A 17,642-nucleotide genomic window follows, 5' to 3' on the forward strand; every position below is an offset into this window, starting at 1 on the left:
GGGTTTTCAGCGCCCGCTTGCCGCCGGCGAGCAGCAGAATGTCGCCTGCTCAGGCGGTCGCCATTATTCAGCGCGACCCTGTCCGCCACCACTGGCCTGGCCCAACCCACCAACGCAGATAACCGCAGGGTGCGCAGCAGCATGATCAATCGACCACCGCCAGCTCAGGATGAAGCCGCCACGCAAGCCGCTGCGCCCCGGTCAGCGGCAAGCCCGGAAGGACGACGCGAGGCACTGTATATGACGCTCGCGCACGTTCCGGCGGGCAAGGTGGTCAGCTATGGTCAATTGGCTGAGCTGGCCGGCCTTGGCCGCGCCGCCCGCTGGGTAGGACGCAGCCTCAGCCAGCTGCCGCAGGGTACGACACTGCCCTGGCATCGGGTGATCGCCGCCAGCGGTCGCCTGAGCCTGCCGGCGGGCAGCGCTTCCGGCGCGGAGCAACGGCAGCGCTTGCGCGCCGAAGGCGTGCTGGTCATCAATGATCGCGTGGATATCCGACGGCACGGCTGGCGCCCAATGGAGCACAGCGGTTAGAGTGCGCCCTGAACCCACTCTCTCTCCGCAGACAGATACCCGCTCAATGCCCCGTAAAAGTTGGCGCGAAGCCATCGCCGCCTATTCCAGCCCCGCCACGCTGGTGTTGTTGCTCCTCGGGTTCGCCGCCGGCCTGCCCTATATGCTGGTGTTCTCGACGCTGTCGGTGTGGTTGCGCGAAGCTGGCGTGGCACGTGAAACCATTGGTTTTGCCAGCCTGATCGGCCTGGCCTACGCCTTCAAATGGGTCTGGTCGCCACTGCTCGACCAGTGGCGCCTGCCGCTGCTCGGCAGGCTCGGCCGGCGCCGCTCCTGGCTGGTACTGGCCCAGGTGCTGATTGCCATAGGCCTGGCTGGCATGGCGCTGTGTGACCCGCAGACCAATCTGACCTGGCTAATCTCCCTGGCGGTGCTGGTGGCCTTCGCCTCAGCCACCCAGGACATCGCCATCGATGCCTACCGCCTGGAGATCGTCGAAGACACCCGCCAGGCGGCCCTGGCCGCCAGCTACATGGCCGGCTACCGGGTCGCCGCGCTGCTGGCCACCGCCGGCGCGTTGTACTTCGCCGAAGGTTTCGGTTCTACCGTACAGCTTTACCAGCACAGCGCCTGGTCCGGCACCTACCTGGTGTTTGCCCTGCTGATGTTGCCGGGCCTGCTCACCAGCCTGTGGATGCGCGAACCGGCGGTACCGCTGCAAACCCAGTTGGCCGCGGCGCGCTATGGTTTCAGCCATCAGATCGCCTCGGTGCTGGTGTTGATCGTGCTGCTGGTCTCGATGCCGGCGATGTTCACCCAGTTTTATTACACCGACTTCGCCAGCCTGGTACGGGGCGAAATCAGCCTGCTCGGCCTGCTCCTCGAAGATCGCGCCTTTCTGCGCGCCTTGCTCTACACCATCCTCACCACGCTGTGCCTGTCGAGCATGGGCCGGCGCGGCCTGGCACCGGTGCTGACCCCGATCAACGACTTCATCGTGCGTTACCGCTGGCAGGCCTTGCTGCTGCTCGGGCTGATCGCGACCTACCGCATGTCGGATACCGTGATGGGCGTGATGGCCAACGTGTTCTACATCGACCAGGGCTTTACCAAGGATCAGATCGCCAGCGTCAGCAAGCTGTTCGGCCTGGTCATGACCCTGCTCGGCGCCGGCTTTGGCGGCTTGCTGATCGTGCGCTTCGGCATCCTGCCGATCCTGTTCATCGGCGGCATAGCATCGGCGGCGACCAACCTGCTGTTCCTCATGCTCGCCGGCATGGGCGCCGACCTGCAGATGTTGATCGTCACCATCTCCGCCGACAACTTCAGCGCCGGCCTGGCCACGGCGGCGTTCGTCGCCTACCTGTCGAGCCTGACCAACCTGCAGTTCTCGGCCACCCAATACGCCCTACTCAGCTCGATCATGCTGCTGTTGCCGCGACTGATCGGTGGCTATTCCGGCGTGCTGGTGGAGAAACTCGGCTATGCCGAGTTCTTCCTGATCACCGCCCTGCTGGGAATCCCGACCCTGATTCTGATTGCCCTGCAATGGAGGCGCGAACGCCCGCAAGCCAATGGCTCGACGCCAGCCGAAACGCTCGACATCCCGCCGCTGAAGACTGAAGCCAACCACTAGTCCATCGCCAGTAGATGTAAAAAAGCCCCGGTACATGACCGGGGCTTTGGCGTTGCAGGGTGTGCCTTAGAACTGCGTCGCATCCAGCAGGTAGAGGCTTGCGCTGCCGGCCTTGACCGAGGCGGTCAGCGAGTGGATACGCGGCAGGATGCGCGCGAAGTAGAAGCGCGCGGTACCCAGCTTGCTGGCGTAGAAGTCGTCCTGACCCTCCTTGCCCAACGCCGTCCTGGCCATCAGTGCCCACATGTAGGCGTAGGCGGTGTAGCCGAACACCTGCAGGTACTCGACCGAGGCGGCGCCGATTTCGTTGGGGTTGGCCTTGGCCCGCGCCAGCAGATCGACGGTCATCTGCTCCAGATTGCCGATGGCAGCTTTCAGCGGCTCGGTGAACTCGGCGAGCGAAGCATCGGCCGAATCGGTGAAGGCCTTGATCTCTTCGGCGAAGTGTTGGTAGAACGCCCCGCCGCTACCGATCACCTTGCGCCCGACCAAGTCGAGGGCCTGAATGCCGTTGGTGCCTTCGTAGATCTGGGTGATGCGGCAATCGCGCACCAGCTGCTCCTGGCCCCACTCGCGAATGAAGCCATGACCGCCGAACACCTGCTGGCCGTGGAGAGTGGTTTCCAGGCCCATGTCGGTGAGGAAGGCCTTGGCCACCGGGGTCAGCAGGGCGACCAGCTCTTCGGCGCGCTTGCGCACGACTGGGTCCTCGCTGAACTTGGCGGTATCGAGCTGCATGGCGACGTAGCTGGAGAAGGCGCGACCGCCCTCGTTCAACGCCTTCATGGTCAGCAGCATGCGGCGTACGTCTGGATGGACGATGATCGGATCGGCGACCTTGTCCTTGGCGACCGGGCCGGTCGGCGCGCGGCTCTGAATGCGCTCGCGGGCGTAGTCGATGGCGCTCTGGTAGGACCGCTCGCCGGTGGCCAGGCCCTGAATGCCGACGCCCAGACGCTCGTAGTTCATCATGGTGAACATGGCGGCCAGGCCGCGATTCGGCGCGTCGACGATCCAGCCGGTGGCGCCGTCGAAGTTCATCACGCAGGTGCTGGAAGCCTTGATGCCCATCTTGTGCTCGATCGAGCCGCAGGACAGCGCGTTGTGCTCGCCCAGCGAGCCATCGGCAGCCACCATGAACTTGGGTACCAAAAACAGCGAGATGCCCTTGGGACCAGCCGGTGCGTCGGGCAGCTTGGCCAGCACCAGGTGGATGATGTTTTCGCTCAGGTCGTGCTCGCCACCGGTGATGAAGATCTTGGTGCCGCTGATCTTGTAGCTGCCATCGGCTTGCGGCTCGGCCTTGGTGCGGATTATCCCTAAGTCGGTGCCGGCGTGCGACTCGGTCAGGCACATGGAACCGGCCCAGATGCCGGCGTACATGTTCGGCAGGTACTGCTCTTTCAGCTCTTCACTGGCGTGGGCGTTGATCGACAGGCAGGCGCCGGCGGTGAGCATCGGGTAGAGGCCGAATGACAGATTGGCCGAGTTGACCATCTCCTCGACTTGCGCGGAGATCACCTTGGGCATGCCCATGCCACCGAACAGCGGGTCGCCGCCGACCCCCACCCAACCGCCTTCGGCGTAGGCGTTGTAGGCTTCGGGAAAGCCGGCCGGCGTCTTCACCGCGCCATCGTTCCAGGTGCAGCCTTCCTCATCGCCGCTGCGATTGAGCGGGGCAATGATGCCTGCGGTGACCTTGCCGGCTTCTTCGAGAATGGCGCTGGCAGTGTCTTCATCCACCACGTCGGCCAGGGCAGGTAATTGGGCCCACAGCTTGGACACCTCGAACACTTCGTTGAGCACGAAGCGCATGTCGCGCAGGGGAGCTTTGTAGTCAGCCATGGAAAATCCTCGAACGGAGCAACAGGGTTAAAGCAGGCCTGGGAGTTTAACCGAGCAACATTTCAGACACATAGGGTCGTGTTATGACCGAACAGTCTCAGGCTGCTTGCCAAATCGCAGATAACCAAAGCCCGCCAACAGGCGGGCTTTGGTTAGTTTCAAGCATCGCTCAGAGCGCGAAATGCTCGGCTGGCAGACTCATCATGCACTCGCTGCCGGCCTCGGCCGCAGCCAGGTGGGCGGCCGTACGCGGCAGCAGGCGCTTGAAGTAGAACGCGCAAGTGGCCAGCTTGGCCTGGTAGAAGGCCGCATCGCCGGCACCCGCGTCGAGCTTCTCCTGGGCCACCAACGCCATGCGCAGCCAGAAGTAGGCCAGGATCACGTAGCCGGAGTACATCAGGTAATCCACCGAAGCGGCGCCGACCTCGTCAGGATTCTTCATCGCCGCCAGACCGATTTTCTGGGTCAGCTCGCCCCACTGGGTGTTCAGTGTCGCCAACTGTGCCACGTAGCCCTTGAGCTGCGGATGCTCGGCCTGCGCCACGCATAACTTGTGCACGATCTTGCTGAAGCCGCGCAGCAGCTTGCCCTGGCTGCCGAGCACCTTGCGCCCGAGCAGGTCGAGGGCCTGAATACCATTGGTGCCTTCATAGATCGGCGCGATGCGGCAATCGCGAACCAGCTGCTCCATGCCCCACTCGCGGATATAGCCATGGCCGCCGAAGATCTGCATGCCGTGGTTGGTCACCTCCAGCCCGGTGTCGGTCATGAAGGCCTTGCAGATCGGGGTAAGCAAGGCCAGCAGGTTTTCCGCTTCCTCACGCTGCTGAATGTTTTCACTGAGGTGCGCGACATCCAGCAGCTGCGCGGTGAAGTAAGCCAGGGCACGGTTGCCTTCGTTGAGCGCCTTCATGGTCAGCAACATGCGTCGCACATCGGGGTGCACGATGATCGGATCGGCCGGTTTATCTGGCGCTTTTGGTCCGGTCAGGGCACGCATCTGCAGGCGCTCGTTGGCGTACTTGAGCGCGCCCTGGAAGCTCGCTTCACCCAGGCACAGCCCCTGCATGCCTGTGCCCAGACGTGCGTGGTTCATCATGGTGAACATGCAGTTGAGGCCTTTATTGGCCTCGCCAATCAGAAACCCGTGGGCGCTGTCGAAATTGATCACGCAGGTGGCCGAGGCCTTGATGCCCATCTTGTGTTCGATCGAGCCGCAGCTGACCGCGTTGCGCTCACCGGCCTGGCCGGCGGTGTCGGGGAGGAACTTGGGCACGATAAACAGTGAGATACCCTTGGTTCCGGCGGGCGCGTCGGGCAGCTTGGCCAGCACCAAGTGCACGATGTTCTCGCTCATGTCGTGCTCGCCGGCAGAGATGAAGATCTTGCTGCCGCTGATCGCATAGCTGCCGTCGGCCTGGGGCACGGCGCGGGTCTTGATAATGCCCAGGTCGGTGCCGCAATGCGCTTCGGTCAGGCACATGGTGCCGGTCCAGAGCCCCTCGGTCATGCGGGTCAGGTAGGTCTGTTTCTGCTCTTCCGTGCCGTGGGCATGGATCGCCGACATGGCGCCATGGGTCAGCCCCGGATACATGCCCCAGGAAGTGTTGCTGGCGCCGACCATTTCGCTGTTGAGCAAACCCAGCGAATGCGGCAACCCCTGGCCACCGTAGGCCGGGTCGGCGGCCAAGCCCATCCAGCCACCTTCGGCATACTGGGCGAAAGCTTCCTTGAAGCCTTTGGGCGTGGTCACCACACCGTTATCAAACTGACACTCTTCTTCGTCGCCGGAACGGTTCAACGGCGCCAGCACCTGCTCGCAGAACTTGGCACCTTCTTCGAGGATTGCACCGACCATGTCCGGCGTCGCCTCGCTGGCGCCGAGTGCGGCGTAGCTGGTGTGGAAGTCGAAGACATCGTCGATCAAGAAGCGCATGTCGCGCAGGGGGGCCTTGTACTCGGGCATGGTTGTTCTCCGTCAGGCAGGCGCGCAGGGCGCGGGTCAATACCCCCACGCTACCGCCGAAGCAGGCGGATCCACAACAACCGTACGCCCGCTGAATGCGTCGACATAAATGGCTGGTGCACGGCCAAGAGGTGCCAGCCTCCTCGCGAAGCCGGGGCCAGGCCTGAGCAGAGACAGACCCATTAGCGCTTGGCGGGTTACGTGGCGCACCACTACCGCAGTTACTGCGCAAATCCTGCAGCGCCACTAACCCACCCGACAAAAATTACGTGCAACAAGTAACAGGGACAGAGCATTGCTGGCGGAGCTGTTTGAGACTGTCGCCAGACAACGCTGGTCATGCCTACGCCAATGGAGCCGCGGCCGTGGTTGGTTACTGATCGGAAATAGAAAAGCCGCTACCTCGAGAGGTAGCGGCTTTTTCAAGCGACATCGCGGGAGGGCTTAGTAGCCCAGCGCGAAGTCGTCTTCGTGCATGTCCATCAGGTTGCCGGCGCCGGACAACATGGTGGCCACGTGGGTGCGGGTACGCGGCAGGATGCGCGCGAAGTAGAAGCGCGCGGTCTGCAGCTTGGCCTTGTAGAAGGCTTCGTCGGCAGCACCAGCAGCGATCTTCTCGGCGGCCAGGCGCGCCATATCGGCCCAGAAGTAGGCCAGGCAGACGTAACCGGAGTACATCAGGTAGTCCACCGACGCAGCGCCGACTTCTTCGCGATCCTTCATCGCCGCCATGCCGACCTTCATGGTCAGGTCGCCCCACTCCTTGTTCAGCTGGGCCAACGGCTCGACGAAGGCCTTGAGCGCCTCGTTGCCTTCGTTGGACTGGCAGAACTTGTGCACGATCTTGGTGAAGCCTTTCAGCGCTTCGCCTTGAGTCTGCAGCACCTTGCGCCCGAGCAGGTCGAGAGCCTGGATGCCAGTGGTGCCTTCGTACAACATGGAGATACGGCTGTCGCGCACGTTCTGCTCCATGCCCCACTCGGCGATGAAGCCGTGGCCGCCATAGATCTGCACGCCGTGGTTGGCCGCTTCGAAGCCGACTTCGGTCATGAACGCCTTGGCAATCGGGGTAAGGAAGGCCAGCAGGGCGTCGGCCTGTTTCTTCTCGGCTTCGTCCTGACTGTACTTGACGATATCGACCTGTTTGGCGGTGAAGTAGACCATGGCGCGATTGCCTTCGGCGAAGGCCTTCATGGTCAGCAACATGCGGCGTACGTCGGGGTGCACAATGATCGGGTCGGCAGCTTTTTCCGGCGCTTTCGGGCCAGTCAGGGAACGCATCTGCAGACGCTCGCGAGCGTACTTCAGGCCGCCCTGGAAGCCGATTTCGGCATGCGCCAGGCCTTGCAGTGCGGTGCCCAGGCGCGCGGTATTCATAAAGGTGAACATGCAGTTCAGACCTTTGTTCGCCGCGCCGATCAGGTAACCGGTTGCGCCGTCGAAGTTCATTACACAGGTGGCGTTACCGTGGATACCCATCTTGTGCTCGAGCGAGCCACAGGACACGGCATTGCGCTCGCCGGCAGCGCCTTCGGCGTTCGGCAGGAACTTAGGCACGATGAACAGCGAGATACCCTTGGTGCCTTGCGGCGCGTCGGGCAGGCGGGCCAGCACGATATGGACGATGTTGTCGGCCATGTCATGTTCGCCAGCGGAGATGAAGATCTTGGTGCCGGAAACCTGGTAGCTGCCATCGGCCTGCGGTTCGGCCTTGGTGCGCAACATGCCCAGATCGGTGCCGCAATGCGACTCGGTCAGGCACATGGTGCCGGTCCACTCGCCAGAAACCAGCTTGGTCAGATAAGCATGCTTCTGCTCGTCGGTGCCGTGTTCGGCAATGGTGTTCATCGCACCATGGGACAGGCCGGGGTACATGCCCCAGGACCAGTTGGCGGTACCGACCAATTCGCTGACGACCAGACCAAGCGACTCCGGCAGGCCTTGGCCGCCGTGGTCGACGTCATGGGCCAGGCTCGGCCAGCCACCTTCGACGTACTGCTTGTAAGCTTCCTTGAAGCCGGTCGGCGTTTTAACGCCGGACTCGCTCCAAGTGCAACCTTCGGTGTCACCCACACGATTCAGCGGCGCCAGTACCTGCTCACAGAACTTGGCGCCCTCTTCGAGGATGGCGTCAACCATGTCCGGGGTAGCGTCTTGGCAGCCAGGCAGGCTCTGATAATGCGCTTCGTAGCCGAGCAATTCGTCACGGACGAAGCGAATATCACGCAAGGGGGCCTTGTAGTCAGGCATAGCGAATAACCTCTGCGGTGGACTCATTAGTGTGTTTGGGTGACCGAATGGACGGTCGCTTGGGGGATCACTCCCGATTGCCTGGAGACATCTTGGCCACCCAGCAATCAAACAAGTGTTTGAAACATACGTTTACGGTCCAGCCTTGTCAAGCATCGCGGCAATGGCCGCTTGTCAGGCTCGACCGTCGGCAGCGAAGAAAGTCCGTGGTGCATGGCTCGGAAGCCCAGCCGTTCGGCTGGAGGCTTTTGCGCAATAGGCCAGGGTTAATTCCGACGGGCTGTTGGTGATCAGCCAAGCAGGTCGATCAGCGGCGCAGAGTCCGGTAACGCGGCGGTGCGCCGATACAGATCGAGATCGGTTGCCGACGAACGCGACGGCTGACGTGACGCCTCGGGATCGCCTCCCCGCTCCGCCGGCTCAACCACCTCGCTCGGTTGCACGCGCTCGGCTTGCCCTTGTGCGGCGTCGCTGCGCTGCAGCTCGGCCAGATCCACGCGCGCCTGGACCATCTGCGCCTGGGCTTGCGCCGCCACACGCAGATCCTGAGCGGAGGGCTCGGCCGGCGACAGGGCCGCACGCACGACGATGTCCATCTTGTTCAGGGTCGCTCGCGGGTCGTTCGCCACCGCGCCGGTGTCGATACTGACCTCACCCGCGACGGCATAGCGCTGGCCATCTGGACCACGGGTGTAGGTAAAGCTCGGTGCGCCGGCATAGCCGCCGCCAACCGCCGCGTGGGCCTGCTCGTGGGTACGTACTTCGCGATCACGACTGGCCAGTTCGGCAATCTCCAGCTGTTCGAGGCGCTGTTGTTGCGAACTGGGTTCGGTTGTATCGCGCTTGCCAGCGGACTGGGTCGACTGCTCGGCAGGCTGATCCGCTTCTTCGCGGGCCGACGCGCTCTGTTCATCGCTCAGGGCGGGAGACGGGGTAGCGGGCGCCTGGGCAGCGCGGGTCAGGTCAGGGGAAACATCGGCCGAGGCGGCGGGCACAACAAGGCGAGCCGGCGATGGCGGCGCCGGTGAGAGATACGTCGACGTAGCGCCGATTTGCATGCCGTACCTCCTTGTCGTTGCGCATGTGCACTGGCCGCGTCAGCGAGCTCAGGCTTTGGTGTCGATCAGCGTGCCCAGCATTTCATCGGCAGTGCGCACGACACGTGCGCCAGCCAGTGCCTCGTTCTGACCCACACGCAACGCGACCAGGCTTTCGGCCAGGTCCGCAGGGTTTTGCCCGGCAGCTTCTGCTGACGGGTTGACCTGATTGAGCGCGGGCGTTTGTCCGGCCTGTTGGGGGCCTGCGATGCCACTGCCGGCGATTTCGGTGGCAGCCTGATCGACCCGACGCTGCCCCGACTGAATGGTGCTGATACCCGAACTGAAGGCGTTAGCGGAGATTTGCATGAACCAGCTCCCGCAGGTGTACTACATGATTGCACTGCATTGAAGCAGATAATCCGCCCGATGCGTACCGGCAAAATGCTATGGCAAAAGGCCTGCTTATAGCTCCAACTCCAGCAGCGCCAGATCGAGACACTCGGCCACCGCCGCCGGCGTTGCGTTGGCCAGGCGCGGCACCCGCCCCAGGCAAGGCGCCGGCAAGCGCTCGGCGAGAGTCGCCAGGTTTTCCTCCAGACGTGACGTCTTGGGATCGACCACGTTGGCCACCCAACCGGCCAGGGTCAGGCCGTCGCGAGCAATCGCCTCGGCGGTCAGTACGGCGTGATTGATGCACCCCAGGCGCACCCCGACCACCAGAATCACTGGCAGATCCAGGCTGATCGCCAGGTCCGACAGCGTCGCCTGGCCGGCCAGCGGCACGCGCCAACCGCCGGCGCCTTCGACCACGGTGAAATCTGCGCCCTTGTCGAGAATCTTCTGCACCGGCCCCTGCAGGGCGTCCAGATCCAGGCGCACACCGGCTTCGCGGGCCGCCAGATGCGGGGCGATAGCCGGGGCAAAGGCCAGCGGATTGACCTCTTCGTAGCGCAGCGCCAGGCTGCATTCGCCCAGCAGGGCCAGGGCATCGTCGTTGCGCAGACCGGCGGCGGTCTTGCTGCAACCGGAGGCGACCGGCTTGGCGGCGGCGGTAGACAGCCCGGCCATGCGCGCGGCATGCAGCAAGCCGGCGGCAATAGTGGTCTTGCCGACTTCGGTGTCGGTGCCGGTGACGAAGAAGGCTGCAGTCATCTCAATTCTCTTTGCGTAAAAGGCCGTAGACCACTTGATAGCTCGCCGGCAGGCCTTGCGGCTGACGGAATTGCTCATAGCCAGCAAGCAGCGCCAGCATGCGCGCACGTCCGGTCAGGCCGCCCGGGCGACCGGGATTGAGGTTGTGTGCACCCAAGGCCTTGAGCTCATGGGTCAGGCTGCGTAGATCGGGGTAATACAGCACCTCGGCCTGGGTTTGCAGGCTGAGCACCTGCAGGCCGCTGCCCGCACAGAGCTGCTGGTAATCGCCGAGGCGGCGGAAGCGGTTGACGTGGACGAAACCGTCCACCGCCTGCCAGCTATCACGCAACTCCTGCAAGGTGCCGACGCACAGGCTGCTGAAGGCCAGCACACCGCCGGGGCGCAATACCCGCCGGGCTTCGCTGAGCACCGCGGCAAAGTCCGCACACCACTGCAGCGCCAGGCTGGAAAACAGCAGGTCGCAGGACGCGTCGCGCAGCGGCAAGCGTTCGGCATCGCCGGCGACGAACTGCTGCGCGCCGCCCAATGGCTGGGCGTGGCGCAGCATGCCCTCGGCAATATCCAGGGCCACACCTTCGGTCGCGCCGTAGCGCTGGCCCAGGGCACGGCTGAAGTAGCCAGTGCCACAGCCCAGGTCGAGCCAGCGTTGCGGGTTCAGGTCGGCCGGCAAGCGTGTCAGCAACTCGCTGCCGACCTTGCGCTGCAGGGCCGCGACACTGTCGTAGCTGTCGGCCGCGCGGGAAAAGGACGCAGCCACCTGACGCTTGTCCGGCAAGCCGCTCAGCGGGTCTTGTGTCCACTCAGTCATCGCCGGCCTCATGCAGAAAGGCCTGGATTGCCGCAGCGATTTCGTGGGGACGCTCCAGGGCGAAGGCATGGCTGGCCGCATCGATCAGACCGATCTCGACATCCGGCAGCAACGCCAACAGCGCGGCCGCCGCATTCGCCGGCACCAGCGCATCGCCGCCGGCAAACAGATGCAGTTGCGGGCCGACAAAGGCCTGCACGGCGCCGCGGGTGTCCAGCGCGGCCAGTACATTCAGCCCCGCCAGCAGACTCTCTGGGCGGATCTGCGGCGCCGCGCCGAGCAGCAGCCGCGACAAGCCGCGCGGATCCGCAGCGCCCTGGGAGCAGAGCAGGGCAAAACGCTTCAAGGTGGCGCGTGCATCTGCGGCGCAGCCCTGACGAAACACGCCGAAAGTCTCAGCCGCCATCGCACTGGGCCACGTCGGCTCGGCGACGAACCGCAGATTGCTCGCCAGGGTCAGCAGGCCGGCGCAGCGCTCCCCGCGCCGCGCCGCCAGTTCGCTGGCGAGCATGCCGCCAAGCGACCAGCCGCCGAGCCAGGTGTCTTGGGCCAGATTGGCATCGAGCTCATCCAGCCAGTCGGCAGGGTCGCTGGATTCCAGCATCGGCAAGGGTTCGATCTCAACCCGCAGACGCGAATCGAGGCCACGCAAGGCCGCGGTCAGCGGCTCCAGCGGAGCACTGCCGAGGCCCCAGCCGGGTAGCAAAATAAGGCGATCACGCATCGCGGCTCTCCAGTAGCGTCCAGCATTCAGCCAAGGCTTCCAGCAGCCGTTCGAGCTGGGCAGCGCTGTGCGCCGCCGACAAGGTAACGCGCAGCCGTGCACTGCCGGCGGGCACCGTGGGCGGACGAATCGCGGTGACCAGCAAGCCACGCTCGCGCAGCAGCTGCGACAGGCGCATGGCGCGAGCGCTGTCACCGATCAGGATCGGTTGAATCGGCGTAGCGCTGTCCATCAATTCAAGACCAATAGACTGGGCACCTTCACGGAAGCGTTTGATCAAGGCGTTCAAGTGCTCGCGCCGCCAATTCTCGCTACGCAGCAACTCCAGGCTCTTCAGGGTGGCGCAGGCCAGCGCTGGCGGCTGGCTGGTGGTGTAGATATACGGCCGGGCGAACTGCACCAGGGTGTCGATCAACTCCTCGCTGCCAGCGACGAAGGCGCCGGCGGTACCGAAGGCCTTGCCCAGGGTGCCGACCAGCACCTGGACGTCGTCCTGGCCCAGGCCGAAGTGCTCGACGATGCCGCCGCCGCTGGCGCCGAGCGGGCCGAAGCCATGGGCATCGTCGACCATCACCCAGGCGCCCTTGGCTTTGGCCGCCGCACACAGCGCCGGCAGCTCGGCCAGGTCGCCGTCCATGCTGAACACCCCATCGGTGACCACCAGGGTATTGCCGACGGCCTTGTCCAGACGACTGGCCAGGCTGGCGGCGTCGTTATGCAGATAGCGGGAAAAGCGCGCACCGCTGAGCAGACCGGCATCCAGCAAAGAGGCGTGATTGAGGCGGTCTTCCAGCACCGTATCGCCCTGACTCAGCAGCGCGGTGACCGCACCGAGGTTGGCCATGTAGCCGGTGGAGAACAGCAGCGCCCGCGGCCGCCCGGTGAATTCGGCCAGCGCCTCCTCCAGCTCGTGGTGCGGCGTGCTGTGACCGATCACCAGGTGCGAGGCGCCGCCGCCGACCCCCCAACGCAGGGCGCCGGCGCGCCAGGCCTCGATCACCTGCGGGTGATTGGCCAGGCCGAGGTAGTCGTTGGAGCAGAAGGCCAACAGCTCGCGGCCGTCGACCTTGACCAGCGGCCCTTGCGGCGAGTCGAGCAGCGGCCGCTGGCGGTAGAGGTTGGCAGCGCGGCGTTCGGCGAGGCGGGCGGCGAGAGCGAAGGACATAGGCAACCTGGGTGTAAGGGCGCAATACCGTGGGAGGGGCCGGGCGGCGATCCGCTTTAGCCGCGACCGACCTCGCGCCGGGTCGCGGCTAAAGCCCCTCCCACCTATTCAGAGCACAGCCATCAGACCGCGGCGTTATAGAACAGCTTGGAATCGCGCTGTTCGACCAGGGCCTGCTCGATGGCCGCCTGGTGCACTTCGTCGCCATGCTCTTCGCGCTCTTCCGGCTTGATGCCGAGACGGGCAAACAGCTGCATGTCCTTGCCGGCTTGCGGGTTGGCGGTGGTCAGCAGTTTCTCGCCGTAGAAGATCGAATTGGCACCGGCAAGGAAGGCCAGGGCCTGCATCTGCTCATTCATCGCCTCGCGCCCGGCGGACAGGCGCACGTGTGACTGCGGCATCATGAGCCGCGCCACGGCGAGCATGCGGATGAAGTCGAAGGGGTCGATGTCCTGCTCGTCGGCCAGCGGCGTGCCCTTGACCTTGACCAGCATGTTGATCGGCACCGACTCCGGATGCTCCGGCAAGTTGGCCAGCTGGATCAGCAGGCCGGCGCGGTCGTCCAGCGACTCGCCCAGGCCAAGAATGCCACCGGAACAGACCTTCATCCCCGAATCGCGCACGTAGGCCAGGGTTTCCAGGCGATCGGCGTAGGTACGGGTGGTGATGATCTTGCCGTAGAACTCCGGCGAGGTGTCCAGGTTGTGGTTGTAGTAGTCCAGGCCAGCCTCGGCCAGGGCCGCGGTTTGCTCCTTGTCGAGCTTGCCCAGGGTCATGCAGGTTTCCAGGCCCATGGCGCGCACGCCTTTGACCATCTCCAGCACATAGGGCATGTCCTTGGCCGACGGGTGCTTCCAGGCCGCGCCCATGCAGAACCGGGTGGAGCCAATGGCCTTGGCCTCGGCGGCCGCTTCCAGGACTTTCTGCACTTCCAGTAGTTTTTCCTTTTCCAGGCCGGTGTTGTAGTGGCCGGACTGCGGGCAGTATTTGCAGTCTTCCGGACAGGCACCGGTCTTGATCGACAGCAGGGTCGAGACCTGCACGCGGTTCTGATCGAAATGCGCGCGGTGCACGGTCTGCGCCTGGAACAGCAGGTCGTTGAAAGGTTGTTCGAAGAGCGCCTTGACCTCGGTGAGGGTCCAATCGTGACGCAAGTGGGCAGCGGTAGTGGCGCTCATCGGTGATTCCTGGTTAGTTGTAGCGGCTGCTAGAGTCAGCCAGCACGACACGGATGTCCGGCATATTTAAGGAAGCCTTATGCGCTGTCAACCAGATGAGCCGCTGCAGGTTTACAACTGGTTAAAAAACAAACAGGCCTGCCTGCTCTGCGACGAGCCCGCCGACAGCGCAAACAGCCTCTGCGTCAGCTGTGAAAGCGAACTGCCGTGGCTCGGTGCACGCTGCCAGGTCTGCGCCCTGCCGTTGCCCCACGCCGGACTGACCTGTGGCGGCTGCCTGAAACGACCGCCGCGGTTTGATCGGGTCGAGGCGCCTTGGCGCTACGCCTTCCCTGTCGACAGCCTGATCACTCGCTTCAAGCATCAGGCCAAGTGGCCATTGGGACGTCTGCTCGGCGAGCTTTTGTCACAACACCTGCTGCATGCCTTCGGCGAAGGCCTGACCAGGCCCGACCTGCTGCTGCCCGTGCCTCTGGCCGAGCGCCGGCAACGCCAGCGCGGCTTCAACCAGGCGGCGTTGCTCGCCCAGTGGCTGAGCGAACAGTTGCACCTGCCGTTGCAGCAACACTGGCTACAAAGGGTTATCGACACCCCGGCGCAGCAGCAACTGGACGCCGCCACCCGTAAACGCAACCTGCGCCGCGCCTTTGCCCTGGCGCCCAAGAGTCAGGTCAGCGGCCTGCACCTGGCCCTGGTCGACGACGTGCTGACCACCGGCGCCACCGCCGAGAGCCTGGCGCGCCTGCTGAAGAAGGCCGGCGCGACGCGGGTCGACATCTATTGCCTGGCGCGCACACCGAAACCAGGGGACTGACGCCAGCGATCGCATCCGGACTCGAATCGATTCGAAGGATGGCGTTGAGCGCAGCGATACCCATCACAGCGAATGCCAACTCACTTCCAGGCAGGTAATTGCTGACGATGGTCATAATCGGCCTGCGTGCGGATTGACTGATTACCGATGGGTATCGCTACGCTCAACGCCATCCTACGGAGCGCCCAAACACCGCCCGGCCATGCATAAGCGCTACACTCGTCGGCCCAGAGACCGGAGCCGATCATGTCCCACCCATTTGCCGCACTTACTCCCGACCTGGTGCTGGATGCCGTGGAAAGCATTGGCTACCTCAGCGATGCCCGCATATTGGCGCTCAACAGCTATGAGAACCGCGTCTACCAGGTGGGTATCGAGGACGAAACGCCGCTGATCGCCAAGTTCTACCGGCCGCAGCGCTGGACCGACGCGGCGATTCGCGAGGAGCACAGCTTCACCTTCGAGCTGGCCGAGTGCGAGGTGCCGGTGGTGGCACCACTGGTGCGCGATGGCGAAACCCTGTTCGAGCATGCCGGCTACCGCTTCACCCTGTTCCCGCGGCGCGGCGGCCGCGCACCGGAGCCGGGCAATCTGGATCAATTGTATCGCCTCGGCCAGTTGCTCGGCCGCCTGCATGCAGTCGGTTCGCTGCGACCCTTCGCCCACCGGGAAACCCTGCAGGTAGAGAACTTCGGCCACGCCTCGCTGGCCACCCTGCTCGAGGGCAACTTCATTCCGCGCAGCTTGCTGCCGGCCTACGAGTCGGTGGCCCGCGACCTGCTCAAACGCCTCGATGGGTTGTTCGCCGATAACCCGGTGCAGGCGATTCGGCTGCATGGCGATTGCCACCCCGGCAACCTGCTGTGCCGCGACGACACCTTCCATATGGTCGACCTCGATGACTGTCGCATGGGCCCCGCCGTGCAGGACCTGTGGATGATGTTGGCCGGCGAACGCCATGATCGCCTCAGCCAACTGTCCGAACTGATGGACGGTTACCAGGAGTTTCACGATTTCAACCCGCGCGAACTGCCGCTGATCGAGGGCCTGCGCTCCCTGCGCCTGATGCACTACAGCGCCTGGCTGGCGCGGCGCTGGGACGACCCGGCATTCCCCCACAGCTTTCCCTGGTTCGGCAGCGAACGTTATTGGGGCGAGCAAGTGTTGATGCTGCGCGAGCAATTGGCCGCGCTGGATGAAGAGCCGCTGAGACTGTTCTGATCGGAGGGACAACGGCAAGCAACCAGCAAGAGCAACAATCCCGACGCCCGCCTGGATTTATAGAGCAGACGCGACTTGCGCCGGCACGGGCCAGGTCGGTGCGGGGGTTGCAGCGGAACATAGGGTCTACAGTGGTAAAGCTGAGCGGGGCGTCATCCATCCGACGATGGCCTCAGATTGTGCCCATGACCCTAGGTTCCAGGACTGTAACGTCCGCGTTACGCATAACAACTTCTTCCCTGATAGGAAAAACCTGAGTCTGCAGACAAGTGTCGCGCCGCACGGCTAGAATCCAGGGCTTTAGTTAGTAGCCTAAGCAAGGATTCTGCATGGCCACCGCCAACCCGCGCCGCGGGTACATTCTCGGCCTGACCGCCTACGTCATCTGGGGCCTGTTCCCGCTCTATTTCAAAGCCATCCAGGATGTCCCCGCGCTGGAAATCATCGTCCACCGCGCGCTCTGGTCGGCGGTCTTCGGCGCCGCGCTGTTGCTGGTCTGGAAACACCCGGGCTGGCTACGCGAGCTGCGCGACAACCCCAAGCGCCTGGCGGTACTGGCGCTAAGCGGCCTGCTGATCGCCAGCAACTGGCTGGTGTACGTCTGGGCGGTGAACAACGAACGCATGCTCGAGGCCGCACTCGGCTACTACATCAATCCGCTGGTCAATGTGCTGCTCGGCATGCTGTTGCTCGGCGAACGCCTGCGCCGCCTGCAATGGCTGGCCGTCGGCCTGGCCGCCGTGGGCGTGGCGCAGCAGGTGTGGCAGGTCGGCAGCCTGCCCTGGGTGTCGCTGGTGCTGGCGCTGACCTTCGGTTTCTACGGGCTGATCCGCAAGCAGGCGCCGGTCGCCGCGCTGCCCGGTCTGGTGGTGGAAACCTGGCTGCTGTTGCCATTGGCGATCGGCTGGCTGCTCTGGCACCCGGCCGCGATGAGCAGCCAGGGCGAATTTTGGAGTACGCCCGAAGCGCTCTGGTTGATCGCGGCCGGGCCTATCACCCTGATCCCGCTGGTGTGCTTCAACGCCGCCGCACGTCACCTGCCCTACACCACCCTGGGCTTTCTGCAATACATCGCACCGACTCTGGTGCTGCTGCTGGCGGTAACGGTATTCGGCGAGCGTTTCGATCCGAGCAAGTTGCTGGCCTTTATCTGCATCTGGGCCGGCCTGGCGCTCTACAGCGTCGATGCCTGGCTGACCCTGCGCAAGCGCGGCGGACGCCAGTCGCTGGGTGCTGACTAGTCCGCGCCCAGCCAACCACGAACTGTACAAAAAATGCGCAAACCTGCGCACACTCGACCGCGCCTGGGCTGCAGCCATCCATCCCA

At 64.2% G+C, this 17,642-nt stretch carries 15 protein-coding genes; 5 read left to right on the plus strand and 10 right to left on the minus strand.

The window, feature by feature from the left end:
* Positions 1-240 precede the first annotated feature (240 nt).
* Both B2D37_RS15965 and B2D37_RS15970 read left to right on the plus strand, forming a co-directional pair.
* Positions 241-534, plus strand: coding sequence for an MGMT family protein (locus tag B2D37_RS15965; protein ID WP_256573088.1), 294 nt, complete (start codon positions 241-243; stop codon positions 532-534).
* Between the two features lie 46 nt (positions 535-580).
* Positions 581-2,149, plus strand: coding sequence for an AmpG family muropeptide MFS transporter (locus tag B2D37_RS15970; RefSeq protein ID WP_079203610.1), 1,569 nt, complete (start codon positions 581-583; stop codon positions 2,147-2,149).
* A gap of 66 nt (positions 2,150-2,215) precedes the next feature.
* Here B2D37_RS15970 and B2D37_RS15975 read toward each other — a convergent pair whose 3' ends face one another.
* From B2D37_RS15975 to bioB, 10 genes are all read right to left on the minus strand, one after another.
* Positions 2,216-3,994 (minus strand): acyl-CoA dehydrogenase C-terminal domain-containing protein, encoded by a 1,779-nt coding sequence (locus tag B2D37_RS15975; RefSeq protein WP_079203611.1) that lies wholly within the window; start codon positions 3,992-3,994, stop codon positions 2,216-2,218.
* 169 nt (positions 3,995-4,163) lie between these two features.
* On the minus strand, positions 4,164-5,960 hold the full coding sequence (locus B2D37_RS15980; RefSeq protein ID WP_079203612.1) for an acyl-CoA dehydrogenase C-terminal domain-containing protein: 1,797 nt from the start codon (positions 5,958-5,960) through the stop codon (positions 4,164-4,166).
* Between the two features lie 444 nt (positions 5,961-6,404).
* Positions 6,405-8,210, minus strand: a complete 1,806-nt coding sequence (locus B2D37_RS15985; protein ID WP_079203613.1) for a phenylacyl-CoA dehydrogenase — start codon at positions 8,208-8,210, stop codon at positions 6,405-6,407.
* Between the two features lie 290 nt (positions 8,211-8,500).
* Positions 8,501-9,268, minus strand: a complete 768-nt coding sequence (locus tag B2D37_RS15990) for a putative metalloprotease CJM1_0395 family protein (protein WP_079203614.1) — start codon at positions 9,266-9,268, stop codon at positions 8,501-8,503.
* A gap of 48 nt (positions 9,269-9,316) precedes the next feature.
* Positions 9,317-9,616, minus strand: coding sequence for a hypothetical protein (locus B2D37_RS15995; protein WP_079203615.1), 300 nt, complete (start codon positions 9,614-9,616; stop codon positions 9,317-9,319).
* Positions 9,617-9,712: 96 nt separating this feature from the next.
* Complete coding sequence (gene bioD, locus B2D37_RS16000) at positions 9,713-10,402, minus strand: dethiobiotin synthase (RefSeq protein WP_079203616.1); 690 nt, start codon at positions 10,400-10,402, stop codon at positions 9,713-9,715.
* Position 10,403: 1 nt separating this feature from the next.
* Positions 10,404-11,213: a malonyl-ACP O-methyltransferase BioC gene (bioC, locus tag B2D37_RS16005; RefSeq protein ID WP_079203617.1), complete on the minus strand. Its 810-nt coding sequence runs from the start codon at positions 11,211-11,213 to the stop codon at positions 10,404-10,406.
* Entirely contained in the window at positions 11,206-11,937 is a 732-nt protein-coding gene (locus tag B2D37_RS16010) for an alpha/beta fold hydrolase (protein ID WP_079203618.1), read from the minus strand. The genes bioC and B2D37_RS16010 overlap by 8 nt, the downstream gene beginning before the upstream one ends.
* Complete coding sequence (bioF, locus tag B2D37_RS16015; RefSeq protein ID WP_079203619.1) at positions 11,930-13,102, minus strand: 8-amino-7-oxononanoate synthase; 1,173 nt, start codon at positions 13,100-13,102, stop codon at positions 11,930-11,932. Before bioF ends, B2D37_RS16010 begins: the two co-directional genes overlap by 8 nt.
* A 122-nt stretch (positions 13,103-13,224) precedes the next feature.
* A complete protein-coding gene (gene bioB / locus B2D37_RS16020) occupies positions 13,225-14,280 on the minus strand; it encodes a biotin synthase BioB (RefSeq protein ID WP_079203620.1) in 1,056 nt (351 codons plus the stop codon).
* Positions 14,281-14,359: 79 nt separating this feature from the next.
* On the opposite strand from bioB, the gene B2D37_RS16025 reads away from it, so the two are divergent.
* The 3 genes from B2D37_RS16025 to rarD all read left to right on the plus strand — a co-directional run bounded on the left by B2D37_RS16025 (position 14,360) and on the right by rarD (position 17,556).
* A complete protein-coding gene (locus tag B2D37_RS16025) occupies positions 14,360-15,094 on the plus strand; it encodes a ComF family protein (protein WP_079203621.1) in 735 nt (244 codons plus the stop codon).
* 246 nt (positions 15,095-15,340) lie between these two features.
* Entirely contained in the window at positions 15,341-16,315 is a 975-nt protein-coding gene (locus tag B2D37_RS16030; RefSeq protein WP_079203622.1) for a serine/threonine protein kinase, read from the plus strand.
* Between the two features lie 329 nt (positions 16,316-16,644).
* Positions 16,645-17,556: an EamA family transporter RarD gene (rarD, locus tag B2D37_RS16035; RefSeq protein ID WP_079203623.1), complete on the plus strand. Its 912-nt coding sequence runs from the start codon at positions 16,645-16,647 to the stop codon at positions 17,554-17,556.
* The last annotated feature ends 86 nt before the right edge of the window (positions 17,557-17,642 follow it).

Source organism: Pseudomonas sp. CC6-YY-74, assembly GCF_002025205.1.
Classification (GTDB): domain Bacteria; phylum Pseudomonadota; class Gammaproteobacteria; order Pseudomonadales; family Pseudomonadaceae; genus Aquipseudomonas; species Aquipseudomonas paeninsulae.

What these genes read in the sequence shown, in the direction of transcription:
- B2D37_RS15965 (WP_256573088.1), top strand. Translation starts at nt 241, where the DNA reads ATGACGCTCGCGCACGTTCCGGCGGGCAAGGTGGTCAGCTATGGTCAA.
- B2D37_RS15970 (WP_079203610.1), top strand. Translation starts at nt 581, where the DNA reads ATGCCCCGTAAAAGTTGGCGCGAAGCCATCGCCGCCTATTCCAGCCCC.
- B2D37_RS15975 (WP_079203611.1), bottom strand. Translation starts at nt 3,994, where the DNA reads ATGGCTGACTACAAAGCTCCCCTGCGCGACATGCGCTTCGTGCTCAAC.
- B2D37_RS15980 (WP_079203612.1), bottom strand. Translation starts at nt 5,960, where the DNA reads ATGCCCGAGTACAAGGCCCCCCTGCGCGACATGCGCTTCTTGATCGAC.
- B2D37_RS15985 (WP_079203613.1), bottom strand. Translation starts at nt 8,210, where the DNA reads ATGCCTGACTACAAGGCCCCCTTGCGTGATATTCGCTTCGTCCGTGAC.
- B2D37_RS15990 (WP_079203614.1), bottom strand. Translation starts at nt 9,268, where the DNA reads ATGCAAATCGGCGCTACGTCGACGTATCTCTCACCGGCGCCGCCATCG.
- B2D37_RS15995 (WP_079203615.1), bottom strand. Translation starts at nt 9,616, where the DNA reads ATGCAAATCTCCGCTAACGCCTTCAGTTCGGGTATCAGCACCATTCAG.
- bioD (WP_079203616.1), bottom strand. Translation starts at nt 10,402, where the DNA reads ATGACTGCAGCCTTCTTCGTCACCGGCACCGACACCGAAGTCGGCAAG.
- bioC (WP_079203617.1), bottom strand. Translation starts at nt 11,213, where the DNA reads ATGACTGAGTGGACACAAGACCCGCTGAGCGGCTTGCCGGACAAGCGT.
- B2D37_RS16010 (WP_079203618.1), bottom strand. Translation starts at nt 11,937, where the DNA reads ATGCGTGATCGCCTTATTTTGCTACCCGGCTGGGGCCTCGGCAGTGCT.
- bioF (WP_079203619.1), bottom strand. Translation starts at nt 13,102, where the DNA reads ATGTCCTTCGCTCTCGCCGCCCGCCTCGCCGAACGCCGCGCTGCCAAC.
- bioB (WP_079203620.1), bottom strand. Translation starts at nt 14,280, where the DNA reads ATGAGCGCCACTACCGCTGCCCACTTGCGTCACGATTGGACCCTCACC.
- B2D37_RS16025 (WP_079203621.1), top strand. Translation starts at nt 14,360, where the DNA reads ATGCGCTGTCAACCAGATGAGCCGCTGCAGGTTTACAACTGGTTAAAA.
- B2D37_RS16030 (WP_079203622.1), top strand. Translation starts at nt 15,341, where the DNA reads ATGTCCCACCCATTTGCCGCACTTACTCCCGACCTGGTGCTGGATGCC.
- rarD (WP_079203623.1), top strand. Translation starts at nt 16,645, where the DNA reads ATGGCCACCGCCAACCCGCGCCGCGGGTACATTCTCGGCCTGACCGCC.